The sequence below is a fragment of the Duganella sp. LjRoot269 genome (assembly GCF_964254095.1).
In the GTDB taxonomy this organism is placed as follows: Bacteria; Pseudomonadota; Gammaproteobacteria; order Burkholderiales; family Burkholderiaceae_D; genus Rugamonas; species Rugamonas hordei.
This window is the reverse complement of sequence record NZ_CAXUSL020000001.1, coordinates 3757933-3777541: the sequence shown is the minus strand read 5'-3', so window position 1 is coordinate 3777541 and position 19609 is coordinate 3757933. Positions and strand designations below refer to the sequence as shown.

The 19609-nt window shown below is 67.2% G+C and carries 18 protein-coding genes; 13 read left to right on the top strand and 5 right to left on the bottom strand.

The annotated features are described in order from the left end of the window. Window positions 1–35 precede the first annotated feature (35 nt). Complete coding sequence (locus ACSQ3S_RS16870) at window positions 36–1970, top strand: hypothetical protein (RefSeq protein ID WP_436143093.1); 1935 nt, start codon at window positions 36–38, stop codon at window positions 1968–1970. A gap of 4 nt (window positions 1971–1974) precedes the next feature. On the opposite strand, the gene ACSQ3S_RS16865 is transcribed toward ACSQ3S_RS16870, so the two are convergent. The 3 genes from ACSQ3S_RS16865 to copC all read right to left on the bottom strand — a co-directional run bounded on the left by ACSQ3S_RS16865 (window position 1975) and on the right by copC (window position 4140). Then, a complete protein-coding gene (locus tag ACSQ3S_RS16865) occupies window positions 1975–2823 on the bottom strand; it encodes a MipA/OmpV family protein (protein WP_436143092.1) in 849 nt (282 codons plus the stop codon). 72 nt (window positions 2824–2895) lie between these two features. Next, the gene (locus ACSQ3S_RS16860; protein ID WP_436143091.1) at window positions 2896–3771 is read right to left on the bottom strand and encodes a CopD family protein; all 876 of its coding nucleotides are present in this window, start codon (window positions 3769–3771) and stop codon (window positions 2896–2898) included. After that, the gene (gene copC / locus ACSQ3S_RS16855; RefSeq protein ID WP_176651023.1) at window positions 3772–4140 is read right to left on the bottom strand and encodes a copper homeostasis periplasmic binding protein CopC; all 369 of its coding nucleotides are present in this window, start codon (window positions 4138–4140) and stop codon (window positions 3772–3774) included. A 264-nt stretch (window positions 4141–4404) separates the two neighbouring features. On the opposite strand from copC, the gene ACSQ3S_RS16850 reads away from it, so the two are divergent. The 8 genes from ACSQ3S_RS16850 to ACSQ3S_RS16815 all read left to right on the top strand — a co-directional run bounded on the left by ACSQ3S_RS16850 (window position 4405) and on the right by ACSQ3S_RS16815 (window position 12430). Further along, a complete protein-coding gene (locus ACSQ3S_RS16850; RefSeq protein ID WP_436143090.1) occupies window positions 4405–5265 on the top strand; it encodes a GNAT family N-acetyltransferase in 861 nt (286 codons plus the stop codon). Between the two features lie 2 nt (window positions 5266–5267). Continuing rightward, the gene (locus ACSQ3S_RS16845) at window positions 5268–6215 is read left to right on the top strand and encodes a 2-hydroxyacid dehydrogenase (RefSeq protein ID WP_436143089.1); all 948 of its coding nucleotides are present in this window, start codon (window positions 5268–5270) and stop codon (window positions 6213–6215) included. Window positions 6216–6342: 127 nt separating this feature from the next. Then, on the top strand, window positions 6343–7722 hold the full coding sequence (locus ACSQ3S_RS16840) for an aspartate aminotransferase family protein (protein ID WP_176651025.1): 1380 nt from the start codon (window positions 6343–6345) through the stop codon (window positions 7720–7722). Window positions 7723–7824: 102 nt separating this feature from the next. Beyond that, a complete protein-coding gene (locus ACSQ3S_RS16835) occupies window positions 7825–8322 on the top strand; it encodes an Lrp/AsnC family transcriptional regulator (protein WP_176651026.1) in 498 nt (165 codons plus the stop codon). A 170-nt stretch (window positions 8323–8492) separates the two neighbouring features. After that, the gene (locus ACSQ3S_RS16830) at window positions 8493–9599 is read left to right on the top strand and encodes a tartrate dehydrogenase (RefSeq protein ID WP_176651027.1); all 1107 of its coding nucleotides are present in this window, start codon (window positions 8493–8495) and stop codon (window positions 9597–9599) included. Then, the gene (locus ACSQ3S_RS16825; protein WP_436143088.1) at window positions 9590–11074 is read left to right on the top strand and encodes an NAD-dependent succinate-semialdehyde dehydrogenase; all 1485 of its coding nucleotides are present in this window, start codon (window positions 9590–9592) and stop codon (window positions 11072–11074) included. The genes ACSQ3S_RS16830 and ACSQ3S_RS16825 overlap by 10 nt, the downstream gene beginning before the upstream one ends. After that, window positions 11071–12030: a M14 family metallopeptidase gene (locus ACSQ3S_RS16820; protein ID WP_436143087.1), complete on the top strand. Its 960-nt coding sequence runs from the start codon at window positions 11071–11073 to the stop codon at window positions 12028–12030. Before ACSQ3S_RS16825 ends, ACSQ3S_RS16820 begins: the two co-directional genes overlap by 4 nt. Window positions 12031–12055: 25 nt before the next feature. Further along, window positions 12056–12430 carry a cupin domain-containing protein gene (locus ACSQ3S_RS16815; RefSeq protein ID WP_436143086.1) on the top strand — a complete coding sequence of 125 codons (375 nt, stop codon included), beginning with the start codon at window positions 12056–12058 and terminating at the stop codon, window positions 12428–12430. Here ACSQ3S_RS16815 and ACSQ3S_RS16810 read toward each other — a convergent pair. Together ACSQ3S_RS16810 and ACSQ3S_RS16805 are read right to left on the bottom strand one after the other, a co-directional pair. After that, window positions 12427–13146, bottom strand: a complete 720-nt coding sequence (locus tag ACSQ3S_RS16810; protein WP_436143085.1) for a hypothetical protein — start codon at window positions 13144–13146, stop codon at window positions 12427–12429. The genes ACSQ3S_RS16815 and ACSQ3S_RS16810 overlap by 4 nt on opposite strands. After that, window positions 13128–14345 carry a DUF1624 domain-containing protein gene (locus ACSQ3S_RS16805; RefSeq protein WP_436145038.1) on the bottom strand — a complete coding sequence of 406 codons (1218 nt, stop codon included), beginning with the start codon at window positions 14343–14345 and terminating at the stop codon, window positions 13128–13130. Before ACSQ3S_RS16805 ends, ACSQ3S_RS16810 begins: the two co-directional genes overlap by 19 nt. A 309-nt stretch (window positions 14346–14654) precedes the next feature. Here ACSQ3S_RS16805 and ACSQ3S_RS16800 point away from each other — a divergent pair, with 309 nt between their 5' ends. Genes ACSQ3S_RS16800 through ACSQ3S_RS16785 form a run of 4 tightly spaced genes read left to right on the top strand, consistent with a single transcriptional unit; the run spans window position 14655 to window position 19551 of the window. Beyond that, window positions 14655–16217 (top strand): ABC transporter substrate-binding protein, encoded by a 1563-nt coding sequence (locus ACSQ3S_RS16800; protein WP_436143084.1) that lies wholly within the window; start codon window positions 14655–14657, stop codon window positions 16215–16217. A 19-nt stretch (window positions 16218–16236) separates the two neighbouring features. Further along, window positions 16237–16953, top strand: a complete 717-nt coding sequence (locus ACSQ3S_RS16795) for a HupE/UreJ family protein (protein ID WP_436143083.1) — start codon at window positions 16237–16239, stop codon at window positions 16951–16953. A 14-nt stretch (window positions 16954–16967) separates the two neighbouring features. Further along, on the top strand, window positions 16968–17567 hold the full coding sequence (locus ACSQ3S_RS16790; protein WP_436143082.1) for a transmembrane anchor protein: 600 nt from the start codon (window positions 16968–16970) through the stop codon (window positions 17565–17567). Window positions 17568–17571: 4 nt separating this feature from the next. Further along, window positions 17572–19551 (top strand): PepSY domain-containing protein, encoded by a 1980-nt coding sequence (locus ACSQ3S_RS16785; RefSeq protein ID WP_436143081.1) that lies wholly within the window; start codon window positions 17572–17574, stop codon window positions 19549–19551. Window positions 19552–19609 lie beyond the last annotated feature (58 nt).

Genomic DNA, 19609 nt, shown 5'->3' with positions numbered 1-19609 from the left:
CGGTTTTGCTGACTTGCGCGCTAGCCGCCGCAGGGATGGCCGACGCCGCAGACGGGACTGTGCCGCAGTCCTACACCCCGGATTACTTCACCCAGTTTCAGGCCGGGACAGCGATGGACATGGTGACCCGCCTGCCCGGCTTCGTCTTCGACGGCGGCAATGCGGCGCGCGGTTCGGCCGGCAACGTGCTCATCAACGGAAAGCGCCCCGCTTCCAAGACGGATCCGCTCGGCGACGCGCTGGCGCGCATCCCGGCGGCGGGCGTTCAGCGCATCGACGTGATCAACGGCGGCGCGGGCGGCATCGATATGCAGGGCTACGCCACCGTGGCCAACATCGTGCTCAAACAGATGGACCTGGTTTCCGCCGCCACCAGCGTATCGGGCTACCTGATGCCTGACGGCAGCCTGCAGCCCTCGATGGATGGCAATTACAGCCTGAAGCGCGGGGACCGCAGCATCAACGTCACGCTGGGCTGGACCCGGACGCCGGATACCACGCAAGGACACAAGACCACGACGTATGCCGGCGCCGCCGCTGCCGCCGAGGCGACGATGGAGAACGCGGGCATTGCCGACAACAAGGCGATCAAGCTCAATTACGGGCAAGACCTGCTGGACGGCCAACTGAGCTTGAACGGCGCGCTCAGTCCGTGGACCTACCAGTCGCAGGGCCGCTACGACGCCGGGACGCCCTCCCTGAACAGCAACGACAACGCCGGGCGCACGCGGGAACAGGGCCTGGCTTATACGCGGGACCTGGCGCACGGCGCCAGCATGGACCTGAAGGCACTGCATCGGACAGCCGACATTGCCGCCGAATCGACATCCACCACCAGCGGCAACAGCTCGTATTCGCTGTCGAACAGCACGGCCAGCGAACAGATTCTCGCGGGACAACTGAGTTGGCAGGCGCTGGATGGCGTCGTGATACGCGGCGGCTTTGAACGGGCCGTCAACACCAATGACAGCAGCAACAGCTATCAGGCCAACCCCAACGCCGCAGCGGCGCCCACCGCCAGCGCCTGGGTGCAGGAATCGCGCTTCGAGGGCCAGCTGTCCTCGGCATGGCAGGTCGACAGCTCGATCACCGCCGAAGCCGGCCTGAAGGTGGAGCAATCCAGCCTGAGCATCGGCGCCGACCAGCCGGAGGCCAAGGCTCACGTCTATCCCAAGCCGCGGCTGCGCCTGTCGTTGTCTCCCTCGCCGTCGCTGCAGCTGCGCTTGCGCATGGAGCGCGAGACCAGCCAGCTGAACTTTGGCGATGCCGCGGCGTATTTCGCCATCGCCGACAAGACGCTGCGGGCCGGCTACCCCGATCTGGTGCCGGCCAAGACCTGGCTGTGCGAAGGCGCGCTCGAATACCGCTTCTGGGAACGGGGCGCCGCCATGCTGAGCTACACGCAGTCGCACATCAGCGACGTCATCGACCGCATGCCGATCCGCACCCCGTCCGCCACCATCGACACCGCCGGCAATATCGGCGACGCCAGCGCCGACAGCGTGACCGGCATGCTGAACCTGCCCACCGACAGCTGGTCGCTGCCGCAGGGGCTGATCAAGTTGTCGACGACCTGGAAGTCCTCGTCGGTCACCGATCCCGTCACGCTGGCGACGCGCCGGCTGTCCGGCGAACAGCCGCTGTCGTGGCGGGTCGAGTTCTCGCAGGACTTGCCGCGCCAGAGAACGGCCTGGGGCTTTTCGGTCGACAACGGCTGGACCAACGACAACTGGCAGCTTGCCGAACGCGATACCAGCAGCGGCACGGGCTGGGCCAGGGCCTTCGTCAACTACCGCCCCGTGTCGAACATGATGGTCACGCTGGAACTGAACAATCTCGCCGGGCGCGCCGTCACCTATGACCGGACGCACTATGCCGGCGACAGGCTGGCCGGCGGCGTCGACTTTGTCGAGCACAACATCACCCGCACCCAGCCGTTCGCCATGCTGCGCGTCCGCAGGGACTGGTAGGCGCTCATTCCCAGGCCCGCGCCAGCGAGCGGTAGGCCGTCCAGGTAAAGCCGACGCCGAGCGACAGTCCGCTGTTCTGGCGAAACAGCGGACTGTCGCGGTTGGCGGCGTGCGTGTAATTGTCGTAGCGGGCGAAACCGAATACGCGCCAATCGGGCGATACCCGGCGCGACAGGCTCAGGCCGAGCCGCGTCATCATCCAACCGCCCGTCGCGTGGTAGGCCGGGCGCGCGGCGTTGGCGTATTGCGGTGCGACTTCATAAAAATACTGGTTCAGGCGGGCATTCCCAAACACCGCGCCCAGGTTGGCGTCGGCCTGCCATCCGCCGGTCTTGTCGCCGGCCTCGAACACCACGCGCGGCTCAAACACCAGGCCCTGGCGCCGAAAACCATTTCCAAGCTCGAGCGGCACCCGCAGCGGCAGCTCCAGTCGCACGCGGCTGGCGGCCGTGGGCTCGGCCAGCAATACTTTCAGGCGCGGGCCGAACTCCAGCAGCGACTTCAAGTCCGGCATGCCGGCGCGGGCCGCCACGTCGCCGGAGCGGGCCGGCAGCGACAACGCGAACCCAAGATCGAGCTCGACCCGCTCGGTGTTGAGCAGGCGCGCGGCTACGCCGGAACGGTCGGCGCGCAGCACCTTGCCGCGATAGATCAGCAGCGGCAGCAACAGCGCGCGCGTGGAGCGGTCCTCGGCGCCCGGGTAGGCCGGCGTGGTGGCGGCGCCGCCGAACAGGCCCACTTCCCACAGCGGCAGATCCGCTACCGGCGTTGGCTCCGCCTGCTGAGCGGCGGCTGGCGCCATCAGCGCCAGCGTTGCCAGCGGTGCCATCCCAGCCCACATGCGCTGCTTCATGGTTGCGTCCTCGCCGATCTTGCAAAGACAGACATCTTATCAGCTTGCCATCCCCGCCCACAACACGCTTGATCAACCGAAAGCCGGCGGCGCCTGGCTGGTCAGCACAGCAGCCGCCAGCGCCGCCGCCGCCAACAGCAGCGACTCGATCCGAAGCACCAGCACCACCACGGGCCGGGCGCCGGCTTGACCCGCAACGATGGCGGGAAAGCCTCGCAGTTTGTTGTAGCCACCCAATGCCACGGCCAGCGCAACCAGCACCAGCTTGACAGTCAATGCCACGCCGTATGGGGTGGCGGCCAGGTTGTCCAACTTGCCCAGCCCGCGCCATGCGTTGAAGATGCCGGTGGCGACAATGCCGGCCAGAGCCAGCGTCGCCGCGTCCGACAGCTTGCGCAGATAGGCGTCCGGTGCCGCGCCGCCCCCGGCGGCGCTGGCGGGCAGCACCACCCAGGCGGCAACTGCAACGCCCCCCACCCACAGCGCGATCAGCAGCAAGTGCAACCATTCAACCAGGAGCGGCAAGGTGAGCAAGCCCTGCTCGGCCGCGTGGCTGTTGGCGACGCGACTGAAGGCAAACGCAACCAGCACCGCCAGCGAGCGGCCCGGGCTCAGCGGCCAGAACGCCAGCGCCGCCAGGCAGGCGGCAGCGGCCCATGCGGCTTTGCCATAGTCGCTCTGCGCCAGCAGCATCCACAATGCCGCGCCGGCTTCGGACAGCGGCACATCGGCCATCGCCGCCGCCACCGCCCACAGCACCAGCAAATACGCCGCCAGGCAGACCAGCGCCGCCGCGCGACAGGACTGCTGCGACCACAACCGGCAGCGCAGTGTCCAGCCAGTGCCTTCGTTGCGCAGCCAGAATGCCGCCGTACACGCGCCCACCATCCAGGCCAAAGCCAGGTTCAACGCCCACACGGCGCCAACCTGCAGCAACATCGTCGTCATTTACTTGACCGAGAAGCCATACTGGCCGGTGCGGCGATGACCATCCGGTCCCACCGCCACCCAGCGCACGATATAACGGCCGGACTTCAATGCCGGCAGCGCCAGCGTCATTTGTGCCGGATGGGCGGCATCGGTCTGCGCCTTGTCGGTGGGGACGACTTTGCCGGTCTCGTCCTGCAGCGCGATGGAACTGAAAGCGGGTTCGACTTTTTCGTTGAAGGTCAGCTGGACCTGCTGCGGCGCCTGCGGCAGCACGGCGTCCGCCGCCGGCAAGGAGGCCTGCAAGGTGGCGTGAGCCGATGCCGGCAAACTGGCCAGCGTGGAGACGGCCAGCAAGGCGCCCAGCGCCAGGGAGTGCAATCGTTGCATGTTGATTCCAATTCAAAAGTCGAGGGAGAGTGCGCGCTCCACTGTAAACGTTGCCCCCCTGGTAAGGTCAAGCGCTTTTTCGCGTCGCGATGCTACTCGACAGGGATGCGAAAAAAGCGATGCCCCGACAGCACTTTGTGCCGAAACGGCTGGCGCGCTTGCGACTTCCTTGCGTTCTTACTTCGGTGCTGGCGCGCCCCGCCGCGGCTGGGTTAGCATGGCTGCACGCTGCAACCACCAACACTGCTGAAGCACGGAGGAAATGTGAGTGATCCACAAACCGGAACCGCGGTGCGCTACCGCCGCATGACCGAGCAAGACCTCGACGCGGCGCACCGCCTGTCGCTGTCGGTGCGCTGGCCGCACCGGCTGGAGGACTGGGCCTTCATTCAACGCCTGGGGGCCGGCTATGTGGCTGAAAACGACGAAGGTCTGATCGGCACGGCCCTGTGCTGGAGCCACGGCACCGAATTCGCCTCGATCGGCATGGTCATCGTTGCCGGCGCGTGGCAAGGAAAAGGCATAGGCCGCAAGCTGATGGCAATGGTGATGGCGGAACTGGGCAGCCGCAACGTGCTGCTGCACGCCACCGCCGCCGGCAGGGACCTGTATGCCCGCATTGGATTCCAGCAGATCGGCGAGATTCATCAGCACCAGGGCACCGTCTTCAAGTCGCCGTTGATGCCGTTGCAGCCGGGGGAGCGCATCCGTCCACTCGGCTCGCGCGATGCCGCCAAGCTGGCGGCGCTGGGCGCCCGCGCCACGGGCATGCCGCGCGCCACGGTCATGGCCGCGCTGCAGGACGTGGCCGAGGGCGTGGTGATCGACCGCTACGACGAAGTGATCGGCTGCGCCATGCTGCGCCGCTTCGGCCACGGCTACGCCATCGGCCCGGTGATCGCGCCCGACATCGAACGGGCCAAGGCGCTGATCAGCCACTGGACCGGCACCTACGGCGGCGCCTTCCTGCGCATCGACGTCAGCGGCAGCAGCGGCCTCGGCCCGTGGTTGACCGAACTGGGGCTGGTGCAGGTCGACAGCGTGGTGGCCATGGTGCGCGGCGACGCGCCGCTGCCCGATCACGGCGTGCGCCAGTTCGCCATCATCAACCAGGCGCTGGGTTGAGCATGCGCTGGTCCGAACTGCCGGCGGGCACCTTCCTGTACAAGGCCGATCCGCAGCGCGGCGCCGAGTGGGCGCGCCTGTTCGCCCGCCACGCGCCGCAGCTGGACTTCCGTATCTGGCCCGACGTCGGCGATCCGGCCAAGGTACGTTACCTGGCGGCGTGGCTGCCGCCCGACGACCTTGGCGCCTTTCCCCGGCTGGAGCTGATCTTCTCGATCGGCGCAGGCATCGACCAGTTCGACCTGGCCGCGCTGCCGCCGGAGCTGCCGCTGGTGCGCATGGTCGAACCGGGCATCGCCGCCGGCATGGCCGAGTATGTGACGCTGGCGGTGCTGGCCATCCATCGCCAATGGGCCACGTATGCGGCGCAGCAGCGCAAGCACGCGTGGCGCGCGTTGCGGGTGCGTCCCGCGTCGGCCTGCCGCGTGGGCGTGCTGGGACTGGGCGTGCTGGCGCAGGCCGCGCTGGCGCAGCTGGTGCGGCTGGGCTTTGACTGCGCCGGCTGGAGCCGCTCGGCCCGCGCGCTCGACGGCGTGGCCTGCCACGCGGGCGCCGCCGCGCTGCCGGACTTCCTGGCCCGCTGCGACATCCTGGTCTGCCTGCTGCCGCTGACGGCCGACACCCGCAACATCCTGAACCGGGCCCTGTTCGATGCGCTGCCGCGCGGCGCCGCGCTGGTGCACGTGGGCCGCGGCGGCCACCTGGTGCAGCAGGATCTGCTGGACGCGCTGAACGACGGCCAACTGGCGCAGGCGGTGCTGGACGTGTGCGAGCCGGAGCCGCCGCCTGCCGACCATCCCTTCTGGGAGCATCCCGCCATCGTGCTGACGCCGCACATCGCCAGCATGACGCAGCCGGAAACGGCGGTGACGGTGGTGCTGGACAATCTGCTGCGCCATCATCGCGGTCAAGCGCTGGAAGGCCTGGTCGAGCGCACGCGCGGCTACTGAGGCGCAGCACAATCTGCCGCCGTCGCCGGAAATTCGCAATTTCGATGCGCTGCGCCGACGACAATCGCCAGCACTGGCTGCGGTAACGGTCCTAAGATGGTGACAGACCATTACACGGATCGTCATCATGCCCAACACCTCCCTCGTCGACCTCGATCGACAATTCCTGATTCACCCCGTCAGCAACTTCCGTCAACATGAACAGCGCGGCGCCGCCGTGCTGGCGGCCGCCCATGGCGTCTACCTGCGCGACGACGCCGGCCGGGAACTGCTGGACGCCTTCTCCGGCTTGTGGTGCGTCAACACCGGATACGGCCACGAAAGCATCGTCCAGGCAGCCAATGAACAGATGCGGCGCCTGCCCTACGCCACCGGCTACTTCGGCTACGGCTCCGAGCCGGCCATCCGCCTGGCCGCCCGGCTGGTCGAACTGGCGCCGGCCTCGCTGCGCCACGTCTACTTCACGCTGGGCGGATCGGACGCCGTCGACAGCGCGCTGCGCTACATCAGCTATTACTACAACGCGCTGGGCCAGGAGCGGCGCACCCAGTTCATCTCGCTGCAGCGCGGCTATCACGGCTCGTCCTCGGTGGGCGCCGGACTGACCGCGCTGCCGGTGTTTCATCGCCATTTCAACCTGCCGCAGGCGAACCAGCACTACCTGCCCTCGCCCTATGCCTACCGCAGTCCGCTGGGCGACGACCCGCAGGCCTTGATCGCGGCCTCCGTCGCGGCGCTGCGCGCCAAGGTGGCGGAACTGGGCGCCGAGCGCGTCGCCGCCTTCTTCTGCGAGCCGATCCAGGGTTCCGGCGGCGTCATCGTGCCGCCGCGCGGCTGGCTCAAGGCCATGGCCGATACCTGCCGTGAACTGGGCATCCTGTTCGTGGTCGACGAAGTGATCACCGGCTTTGGCCGCACCGGACCGCTGTTCGCCTGCGAAGCCGAGGGCGTGCAGCCCGACATGATGACGCTGGCCAAAGGCCTGACCGCCGGCTATGCGCCGATGGGCGCGTTGATGATGTCGGACCGGATCTACCAGGCCATCGCCGACGGCGCCGGACCGGAGCTGGCGGTCGGCCATGGCCAGACCTATTCAGGCCATCCGGTCAGCGCCGCCATCGGGCTGGAGGTGCTGCGCCTGTACCACGAAGGCGGCCTGCTGGCCAACGGCGTGGCGCGCGCGCCGCAATTCGAACAGGGCCTGCGCGACCTGCTGGCGCATCCGCTGGTGGGCGACGCCCGCAGCCGCGGCCTGCTGGGCGCGCTGGAACTGGTGGCCGACAAGCACAGCAAGCGCCAGTTCGCGGCGGAGCTGAAGCTGCACGAGCGGGTGGCGCGCGCGGCCTACGATCAGCAGCTGGTGTTCCGCGCCTTCGGCGACAACATCCTCGGCTTCGCGCCCGCGCTGTGCTACACCGCCGATGAATTCACGCTGCTGTTCGCACGCTTGCGCGCCACGCTGGACCAGGTGCTGGCCCAGCCCGAGGTGCGCCAGGCGTTGTCGTAAGCGCGCCACCGCGGCGCCGCGCAGGGGCCTTGTAAGGCATTACCGCCATGCTACAATCACCCCGGGCGCCGCATCATTGTGGCGCATCGGGCAAGGGAGCTTATGTTAGAAGGTGCTTTCAAACTGGACAGGATCGATATCCGCATCCTGTCTCACCTGCAACAAAGCGGCAGGATCGCGAACGTCGACCTGGCCGATGCGGTCGGCTTGTCGCCCAGTCCCTGCCTGATCCGCGTCAAGCGGCTGGAAAAAGCCGGCTACGTGACCGGCTATGGCGCCCACATCGAACTGGAAAAAATCGGCAACGTGCAGCTGGTGTTCACCCAGGTCACGCTGTCGGACCACCGCCGCGAAGACTTCGTCAAGTTCGAGGCCGCGGTGCGCAAGATCGATGAGGTGGTCGAATGCCATCTGGTCAGCGGCGGTTTCGACTACCTGCTGAAGTTCGTCACCACCGGCGTGGTGCACTACCAGACCATCATCGAGGGCTTGCTGGACCAGCACATCGGTATCGAAAAATACTTCAGCTACATCGTCATCAAGTCGCCCTTCACCAAGGGTTATTACCCGGTCGAAAAGCTGTTCACCCAGAACAGCTGACCAGCATCCCGGCGGCGCGGCACAATCTGCCGCTGCCGCGCGAAATTCGCAATTTCCCACCCGTCGTCCCGCCCCAATTCCGCGTCACCCGCCAGCCTTCCTCCACTACCATGGTCTCAGCAGTTCCCGGCCGGCGTCCGCCGCCCGGCAATCACTGACCGACCACACACATGAGCCAAACTTTTCATATCGCCGTCATCGCGGGTGACGGCATCGGCAAGGAAGTCATGCCCGAGGGCCTGCGCGCGCTGAACGCGGCGGCCGCCCGTTTCGGCATCACCCTGCGCTACACCCATATCGAATGGGCCAGTTGCGACTACTACGCCCGCACCGGCCAGATGATGCCGGACGACTGGAAGCAGCAACTGTCCGCCATGGACGCGATCTACTTCGGCGCGGCCGGCTGGCCGGACGCGGTGCCCGACCACATATCGCTGTGGGGATCGCTGCTGAAGTTCCGGCGCGAATTCGACCAGTACATCAACCTGCGCCCGGCGCGCCTGTTCGAGGGCGTGCCCTGCCCGCTGGCCGGACGCCGGGCCGGCGACATCGACTTCGTCATCGTGCGCGAAAACACCGAAGGCGAATACTCGTCGGTCGGCGGCATCAGTTTCGAAGGCACGCCGCGCGAAGTGGTGATGCAGCAGGCGGTGTTCTCGCGCCACGGCACCGACCGGGTGCTGCGCTTCGCCTTCGACCTGGCCCAACGACGCAAGCGCAAGCACGTCACCGTCGCCACCAAGAGCAACGGCATCTCGATCAGCATGCCGTGGTGGGATGGGCGTGCCGCCGACATGGCCGGACACTATCCGGACGTGGCCTGGGACAAGCAGCACATCGACATCCTGTGCGCCCGTTTCGTGCTGCAGCCGCAGCGCTTCGACGTGGTGGTGGCCTCCAACCTGTTCGGCGACATCCTGTCCGACCTCGGTCCGGCCTGCACCGGCACCATCGGCCTGGCGCCGTCGGCCAACCTGAATCCCGAACGCAGCTTCCCCTCGCTGTTCGAGCCGGTACACGGCTCGGCGCCCGACATCTACGGCAAGAACATCGCCAACCCGATCGCCATGATCTGGTCCGGCGCGCTGATGCTGGACTTCCTCGGCCAGGGCGACGCCGCCTGCCGCGCCGCGCACGACGCCATCGTCGCCGCGATCGAAACCGTGCTGCTGAACGGCCCGCACACGCCCGACCTGGGCGGCCAGGCCTCGACCACGGAGCTGGGCCAGGCCGTGGCCGCCGTGATCGCATCGATGCCGGAGGCGCCATGCCACTGACCCTGACCCGCGCCGCCCTGCTTTGCGGCGCCAACTACATTGCCGGCGTCTGGTGCGCCGGCCGCGACGCCCTCGCCTATGAGGTCTGCGACCCGGCCGACGGCATCGCCTTTGCCACAGTGCCGGACAGCGGCGAGGCCGATGCCGCCGCCGCCGTCGATGCCGCCGTGGCGGCCTTCGAGGGCTGGCGCGCCCGCAGCGCGCGCGATCGCGCCCAGCTGCTCAAGCGCTGGCACGCGCTGATCATCGCCAATGCCGACGACCTGGCGCGCCTCATCTCGCGCGAACAGGGCAAGCCGCTGGCTGAAGCACGCGGCGAAGTGCTGTACGGCGCTTCCTACGTCGAATGGTTTGCCGAGGAGGCGGTGCGCTGCTACGGCGACGTGATCCCGGAACCGGTGCGCGGCAAGAAGCTGATCGTGGTCAAGGAAGCGGTCGGCGTGGTGGCCGCCATCACGCCCTGGAACTTCCCGCTGGCGATGATCGCCCGCAAGATCGCGCCGGCCCTCGCGGCCGGCTGCACGGTGGTCGCCAAGCCGGCGGAGGACACGCCGTTGACCGCGCTGGCACTGGTCAGCCTGGCCCACGAGGCGGGCATTCCGCCGGAAGTGCTGAACATCGTGACGGCCTCGCGCGCGCGCACCCCGGCCGTGGTCGGGGTCTGGCTGGCCGACGCGCGCGTGCGCAAGATCACCTTCACCGGCTCCACCGCGGTCGGCAAAAGCCTGGCGCGCGATTCGGCCGCCACGCTGAAAAAACTGTCACTGGAACTGGGCGGCAACGCGCCCTTCATCGTGTTCGACGACGCCGACCTGGATGCCGCCGTCGACGGCCTGATGGCGGCCAAGTTCCGCAACGGCGGCCAGACCTGCGTCAGCCCGAACCGGGTCTACGTGCAGGACGCCGTCTACCAGCGCTTTGCCGAGCGGCTCACGGCCCGCGTGGCGGCGCTGAAGGTCGGCCCGGCCGCCGATCCCTCGTCGCAGATCGGTCCCATGATCAACCGCCGCGCGCTGGACAAGATCCAGGCCCACGTCGCCGACGCCCTGTCGCACGGCGCGGTGCTGATGTGCGGCGGCGAACAGCTGCATCCGCCCGGCGCGGACGGCCCCACCTACTACGCGCCCACCGTGCTGGGCGAGGCAGGCCCGCACATGCAGCTGGCGCAGGAAGAGACCTTCGGCCCGGTGGTGCCGCTGTTCCGCTTTGACACCGAGGCCGACGTGGTGGCGCAGGCCAACCACACGCCTTTCGGACTGGCGGCCTATTTCTACGCGCGCGACATCGCCCGCGTGTGGCGCGTGGCCGACCGGCTGGAGACCGGCATCGTCGGCATCAACGAGGGCGCGCTGGCGGCGGAGGCGGCGCCGTTCGGCGGCGTCAAGGAATCGGGCTATGGCCGGGAAGGCTCGCGCTACGGCCTGGAAGACTATATGCACACCAAATATCTCTGCATGGGCGGACTGCAAGCATGACACTGGAAACCTATCCGATCGAAGTCGAATTCCCCGATTTGTCGGCCTACGCCAAAGGCAACACCGGCATCCCCTACGTCTACACCTTCGACAGCGGCAAGCCCGGTTGCCATACCATGATCAACGCCCTCACCCACGGCAACGAGGTGTGCGGCGCGATCGCGGTCAAGGCCCTGCTGGACGGCGGGCTGCGCCCGCGCCGTGGCCGCATCACGCTGTCTTTCGCCAACGTGGACGCCTACCGGCGCTGGGATCCCGCGCGACCCGACGCCTCGCGCTTCGTCGACCAGGATCTCAACCGCGTCTGGCAGCCCGCCATCCTGGACAACCTGGAACTGGACAGCGTCGAACTGCGCCGCGCGCGCGCGATGCGGCCGCTGGTCGACACGGTGGACTTCCTGCTGGACCTGCACTCGATGCACGAACGCTGCGCGCCACTGAACGTGTGCGGGCCGCTGGACAAAGGCATCGCCATGGCCCAGCGCCTGGGCGTGCCGTCCTACATCATCAGCGACGCCGGCCACCAGGAAGGCTGCCGCCTGCGCGACTATGGCGCCTTCGGCCAGGCGGGAAGTTCGCGCAACGCGCTGCTGATCGAATGCGGCCAGCATTGGGAAGCGCAGGCCGTCACCGTGGCCAAAAACAGCTGCGCGCGCTTCCTGCTCTTGTGCGGCAATATCGACCTCGGCGATGTCCCGCACGGCTGGCTCAAGCCGCATCCCGAGCAGCGCCACGTGGTGCGCGTCACGGACGCGGTGGTGGCCAGCAGCACCGACTTCCGCTTCGCCGCCAACTACACCGGCCTGGAGACCTTCCCCGAGGCCGGCACCGTCATCGGCTGGAACCAGGGCGAGACGGTGCGAACGCCCTATCCCAATTGCGTGCTGGTGATGCCGTCGCTACGCCAGCTGCGTGCCGGCGTGACCGTGGTACGCCTCGGCCGCCTGCTGACCTGACTCTCCATCAACGAAAGGAAAACCCATGACCCAGCCCACCATCGCGCACTTCCACGACATCGCGCCCGAGACCACGGTCCAGTATCCGGACCCCGAACGCCGCATCAAAGGCAATCCGAAACGCACCGCGCGGGAATATTTCGCCAACCAGCTGCACGGCGTGCGCGCCGGCACCTGGCAGGCCGAAACCGGCTCCTACCGCATCGCACTGCCGGCCGACAAGCATGAATTCTTCCACATCATCAGCGGCCACGTGATCATCTCGGCGCCGGACGGAAGCCAGTCCCGCCATTTCGGGCCGGGCGACAGCGGCGTCATCACGCCGGGATTCGAGGGAGTTTTCGAGATCGTGGAAGCGGCCAGCAAGTTCTGGGTCGTGACCGAGCACGCACCCGCTTAACGCAGCAGCTGCACTCCCAGATACAACACCAGCCGGCGCCGCGCTTCGCGCTCGCCGGCGATATCGCGTCCGGCGCTGGCCTGCAACAGCAGGTCCGCACCCAGACTCCATTTGCCGCCGGCGCTCAGCAGGGTCTGACCGCGCGTGCCGGCGGCCCGCGAGTGATCGAGTTCGATGCGGCACTCCAATTGCGGCAGGCACTGCCGCATCACCTTGACGCCCGCGCGCCATTCGTCCGGGCCACGCTGCGCCAGGTTGCGGCCCATTTCGGCGAACAGGCCGGTATCGCCGCTGCGGAAACCCGCCAACAGCGGGAGCAGCAGGCTATGTCCCTGTGGCGCCACGCCACGCGCGGCCGACGTGCCGGATGGCGTCCAGGTGAAGCGCGGATACCAGCCCAGGGCGTAGCCTGCCTCGGGCGCATCCAGCCAGCGCCATTTCACGCCGGCGGTGGCGGCGCCCAGGCCCGATTTTGCGCTCTCCCCGCCCTGGCTGGCATTGATGAAGGGCTGGGCCAGCAGCAGCTGCAGATGGTCGGACAGGCCATGGCTGACATCGATCGCCGGCAGCGCGCGTTCGCGGCTGCCGGCGTGCAGTTCCTGCGCCGCGCCGAGATTGATTTCCCAGCGGCCGGCGCCGAGCATGTCGGTATCCTCCGTCGCGGCCGCCGGCAGGACGGCGCCCAGCAACAGCGCCCTTAGAAATAACGTACCCATGCCTGGTTCGACGTCCGCTTGAAATTGGCGAAGGCGCGGCAAGGCACGTACAATACCGGCATCAAGATCAGCGCCACCACCCACACCGGCCACAGCTGGTCGACACCGAAGCGCGCGCCATGGTTGGCGCCGAACAGCGTCACCAGCACATGCTGCATCGCCAGCAGCAGGTACAGGTGCAGCAGGTAGTAGAACATCGGCGCGCCGCCGAAGGTCGCGCAGGCGCGCGTGAACCAGTTTTCCAGCGGTTCCATCACGGCCAGGGCCAGCATGCCGGTGCCGATCGTCATCAGCAGAAAGTCCAGCGACGGCGGGTATTTGGTGAAGTTAAAGAAGGACATGACCGTCTGTACGGCGGTCGCGCCATGCACCCAGGGCAGTTCCTCGCCATAGATGTTAAAACCGCGCAGCACGGCCAGCAACAGCAGCGACACCGCGCCCAGCATCAGCAACAACTGCCGGCGGCGCTGCGGATCCATCGCCTTCGCGTACAGCGGGCCGGCGGCGTAGCCGAGCAGGATCACGCCCACCCACGGCAGCAGCGGATACGTCACCTTCAGCTTGATCGCGCCGTCAGCCACCAGGAAGCCGCGATGCAGCAGGATGGTCCAGGCATCGTAGGCGATGCTGCCCGGTTCAAAACTGATCCAGGTCAGCGCATTGTGGCCGAACACGATCAGCAAGCCGACCGCCATCAGCAACTTGAGCGACAACCGGTGCAGCAGCGCCAAAATGATCATCGCCAGCCCGATCACCCAGATCACCTGCAAATACAGCACCGGCGGCGGGAACTGGCCGGCCCAGGCGAAGTTGACCACCACCAGTTCCAAGCCCACCAGCAGCAGGCCGCGCTTGACCAGGAAGCCGGTCGCATTGCGCGGACCGGCCGCCGGATGGGCGTACAACCAGGCCGACAGACCGGTGAGGAAGACGAACATCGGCGCGCAGAAGTGCGCCGCCATGCGGGTGAAGAACAAGGCCGGCTCGGTGGCGGCGACCGTCATCGGGTCGGTGACCTGCATGTGCAGGTACAGCGTCTCGCGCACATGATCGAACAACATGATCAACATGACCAGGCCGCGCAGCACATCGATGACCGCGATGCGCGAGCGGACGGCCTGGCCGGCCGGGTTGGCGGCCGCCGGTGCGGCCTGCTTGTGCGCCCACAGGGGGGGATTGTGAATACTGGTGTGGTCCATCATGCGTGTCCTGCCCATTTATCTGGTTATAGAATACTCCGCGAGGGGCCGCCCGTCGCCTTGCGGGAGCGGGTTGGCCACCAGGTCATTGTACGGACGGGGACTGGTTTTTTCTGCTTTGTTGGGCCCCGCAGGCGATGTTTGGGCAGTAAAGTTCGCCGTAGCTCAGCATATTCTACGGTCGGCAAACTATGCTGAAGCGGGCCGGAAAAACCGTCGTTTGTGCGCTGCATGGCGCCGCAAACGCCACATCTGCCATGGCGGTTTATGATGTAATGAAGTTATTGAAACAGGCTGGAGGCATATCTGATGAAATCCGAGTATCCCGCGCCAGCGGCCGCTTGCCCGTCCCCGCAGCGCCGTACGTTGTTGCGCGGCGCCGCCGGTGCTCTGCTGTTGCCGGCCAGCGGCGTGCTGCAGGCGGGCCAGCAACCGCGCCGGGGCGGCATGATGACCATCGCCACCCAGTCCAGCTCCAATGCCGACACCCTGGACCCGGCCAAGGGCGCGCTGTCGACCGACTACCTGCGCGCCCACATGTTCTACAACGGCCTGACATCGCTCGACAGCCAGCTGGCGGCGCAGATGGTGCTGGCCGAGGAGATCGTCACCGACGACGCCATCACCTGGATCGTCCGCCTGCGCAAGGGCATCCATTTCCACGACGGCAGAGAGTTGACCTCGGCCGACGTGGTGTATTCGCTGAACCGCCACAACGATCCGGCGGTCGCGTCCAAAGTGCGCGGCGTGGCGCAGCAATTCGACAGCGTGCGCGCGACAGGGCCGTTGACGGTGGAGATCACGCTCAAGGGCGCCAATGCCGACCTGCCGGTGATGCTGGCGACCTCCCACTTCGTCATCATCCCGGACGGCACCATCAACTTCGCCACGGCCAACGGCACCGGCGCCTTCAAGTGCAAGGAGTTCACGCCGGGCGTACGCACCATCGGCATCCGCAACGAACATTACTGGAAGCCCGGCCTGCCCTACCTGGACCAGGTATCGCTGTTCGGCATTCCGGACGAATCGGCGCGCATCAACGCGTTGCTGTCGGGTGACGTGCACTGGGTAAACGAAGTCAATCCACGCTCGACCAAACGTATCAAGGGCGAGCCCGGATACGCGGTGCTGGACAGCCAGGGCGGCCTGTACACGGACCTGATCATCCGCCAGACCGTAGGCCTGGGCCGCAATCCCGATTTCACGCTGGGCATGAAGTACCTGATCGACCGCGAACAGATGAAGCGCGCCGCCTTCCGCGGCTACGCCGTGATCGGCAACGACCAGCCGATCGCGCCGTCCCACCGCTTTTACTTCGCCGGCCTGCCGCAACGCCCCTACGATCCGGAACGGGCCAAATTCCACCTGCGGCGCGCCGGTGCGCTGGGCTTGACCTTGCCGGTGGTGGCCTCGGTGGCCGCCTCCGGCTCGGTGGACATGGCCATGCTGCTGCAGCAGTCGGCGCAAAAGGCCGGCTTGAACCTGGCCGTCAAACGGGTGTCCGCCGACGGCTACTGGTCCAATCACTGGATGAAATCGCCCATCGGCTTCGGCAACACCAATGCCCGCCCCAGCGCCGACATGTTGTTTACGCAGTTCTTCAAGTCGGACGCGCTATGGAACGAGTCGGGCTGGAAGAACGAGCAGTTCGACCAGCTGTTGATCCTGGCGCGGGCCGAAACCGACGACACCAAACGCCGTCAGTTCTACGCCGACATGCAGGTGCTGGTGCATGAAAAATGCGGCGTCGGCATCCCGCTGTTCATCAACAACCTGGAAGGGATCAGCACCGCCGTGCGCGGCGCCACCTCCCATCCACTGGGCGCCTTCATGGGCTATACCTGCGCAGAGCAGGTCTGGCTGGATGCCTGACACCTCTTCAAGGACCATCATGCGACATTACCTTTCCGCGGCGCTGATGCGCTGCCGCCCGGCCCTGCTGCCGGCCCTGACCATCCTGATGGCGCTGGCGGCCGGCGACGGCATGGCGCATGGCGTGGCCGAGGACGACAAGGCTTACCTGGAGCAGACCAGCGGGATGCAGATCCTGCCCTTCATCTACCTGGGCGCCAAGCACATGGTGACCGGCTACGACCACCTGCTGTTCCTGGTCGGCGTGATCTTCTTCCTGTACCGGCTCAAGGATGTCGGCGCCTACGTCACGCTGTTCGCGCTGGGCCACAGCATCACGCTGCTGTCGGGCGTATTGAGCGGCACCCACATCAATCCCTATCTGGTGGACGCCATCATCGGCTTTTCGGTGGTGTACAAGGCGCTCGACAACATGGGGGCGCTGGAACGGCTGCTGGGATTCCAGCCCAACACCAAGGCCGCGGTGCTGATCTTCGGCCTGTTCCACGGCTTTGGCCTGGCCACCAAATTGCAGGAGCTGACGCTGTCGCAGGAGGGGCTGGTGCCCAACATCCTGTCGTTCAATATCGGCGTCGAGATCGGGCAGATGCTGGCGCTGAGCAGCATCCTGATCGCGATGGGATATTGGCGCCGCAGCGCGTCCTTCCGGCGCCAGGCCTTCAACGCCAACGTGGTGCTGATGATCGCCGGCTTCGTCCTGATGGGCTATCAACTGACCGGTTACGCGACCGTCTGAACAAGGAAACCAGCATGATCACCACCTATGAAACCGCATCCCTGCCCACGCTGCAGCAACTGGGCACGGCAACCGGCGTCGCGCTCGCCGTCGCCGCCCTGATCCTGACCGTGGCGGTACTGCCGGCCGAATACGGCATCGATCCGTTGGGCGCCGGCGGCGCGCTGGGACTGACCAAGCTGTATGGCGGCGCCCGCAAGACGGCCGAGGTGCTGCCGGTTCCCGCGTCCGGCGCCACGCAGGCTGCGGCCACGCAGGCCGGCCCGGTAAGCAGCAGCGCCATGCCGCTGCGTTCCGACGAGATGCGCGTGACGCTGCAGCCGGGCCAGGGGGCCGAAGTCAAGGCGCTGATGCGCAAGGGCGAGCATTTCGTGTTCAGCTGGTCCAGCGACGGCGGCCCGGTCAAATCCGACATGCACGGCGAACCGGAACATGCGAAGCCGGGGGAGTTCACCACCTACTGGAAGGTGGCGCAGCAGAGTGCCGCGCAAGGCGCATTCACCGCCGGCTTCGACGGCATCCACGGCTGGTTCTGGCGCAACAAGGGAGCGCAGCCGGTGACCATCACCGTCAAGGTCACCGGCTTCCACGAAAAGCTGTTCCGGCCGTCGTGATGCCATGAAGCGCGGACTGCTGCTACTGCACCGCTGGAGCGGGCTGACCTTCGGTGCGCTGTTCGTGATGGTGGGCGTGACCGGAGCCGGCATGGTATTCCGGCCGCAGCTCGAACCGCTGGTCAGTGCCGATCTGCTGCGGGTCGCACCCTGCGCCGTGTCGTTGCCGCTGGATGCGCTGGTGGCGGCCGCGCGGCAGGCCAACCCGCATGGCGGCGCGCCCGGAACGATCCGCATCGCCGGCGACGCAGGCACCAGCGTCAAAGTGCGGCTCGGCGACGACCGCTGGATCTATGTCGACCCATGCAATGCCCGGGTGCTGGGCAGCCAGCAAATGTATGGCGGCCTGTTTGGCACTTTGGCGCGCCTGCATATCTTCGGATACCTGCCTGGCGGCGAGCTGGCGGCAGGCGGCATGGCGCTGCTGCTGGGCGGTGCGATGGCGTTGGGCGGTCTGTGGCTGTGGCGGCCCGCCAGCCTGCGGCAGCTGAAGCGCGGCTGGCGCATGGACTCCGGCTTGCGGGGACGCGCCTGGCAGTTGCAGCTGCATCGCACCGCCGGCATGTACGCCGCGCCAGTGCTGCTGGTCAGCGCGCTGACCGGCGTGCCGCAAGCCTTTGGCTGGGCGGCTCGCGCGATCGATATCTCCAGCGTATCGCCGCCCCGTGCCGCGGCCCCCACCGCAAGCGCGTCCCCGATCGACGCCATGTGGCGGAACGCGCTGCGGCTGTCGCCGCCATTGCAAAAGGCCCAACTGCGGTTGCCGCAGGCGCCGGGCCAGCCGGTGGTGATGGAGCTGGTGGCGCGCGACGCCCCCCATCCCAACGCCAACAGCTATCTGTATTTCGACCCCGCCAGCGGCGTGCTAATCAAGCAGATCCCCTACAACGCCAACCCGGCCGGCCACAAGATCTATCTGTGGGCGCTGGCCATACACTACGGCTGGGTGGGTGGCCTGGCCGGCCAGCTGCTGCTGTTCCTGGGCGCCATGTCCATCCCGTTGCTGGCCTGGGCCGGCACGCTAAGCTATCTGCACAGCCGCCGCACGCCGTCCCGATTGCAGCTGCGGGTGGATCGGATGGCGGCGGAAGCGGCAGGCATACGCAGTTTTCAACTCAGCGCCCCGGATGGCGGGCGACTGCCGGAATTCATTCCCGGCGCCCACATCGACGTCTTTCTTCCCGGCGGCTTGGTGCGTCAATACTCGCTGTGCGGCGATCCGTCCGACCGCTATCGCTACCGGATCGCCGTACTGCGCTGCGCGGACTCCCTCGGCGGCTCGCTGGCTATGCACGCGCTGGACCAAGGCGACATGCTGACCGTCGGCCCGCCACGCAATCACTTTCCCCTGGCCGCCGACGCCGCCCATTCGATCCTGATCGCCGGCGGCATCGGCATCACGCCCATCCTGTGCATGGCGCGCCACCTCGCGGCGCAAGGCGCCAGCTTCGAGCTGCACTATTGCTGCCGCGCCGAGGACCATGCGGCATTCCGCACGGAGCTGCGCGGTTCCGGCTTCCGCCAGCGCGTGCACTGGCATTTCCCTCCCGGCCGCCTGGACCTGGATGCGCTGCTGGCCAGCAGCACTCCCGGCAGCCACGTCTACGTCTGCGGACCGGAGCGGCTGATGGACGCGGTCTGCGCGACCGCGGTCGTTCATGGCTGGCCAGCCGCGCAGGTACACCGAGAATACTTCAAGACCGGAGCCGCCGACACCTCCGCCGACAGACCGTTCGACCTGAAGATCGCCAGTTCCGGACGCGTGGTCAGGGTCGATGCGGGAGTCACCGCGCTGGCGGCGCTGGCCGATGCCGGCATCGTCATTCCGTCGTCTTGCGGCCAGGGCGTCTGCGGCACCTGCGTCACGGGCGTGCTGGAAGGCGAGCCTGAACAACGCGACCGCTGTCTGCCGCCGTTCTGCATCGACCGCTTCACGCCGTGCTGTTCACGCGCGCGCGGCGCGCTGCTGGTGCTGGACCTGTGATCCGGCGCTTCAATACAGCATTAAGACAAAAAAAATGCGCCATCGCTGGCGCACAAAC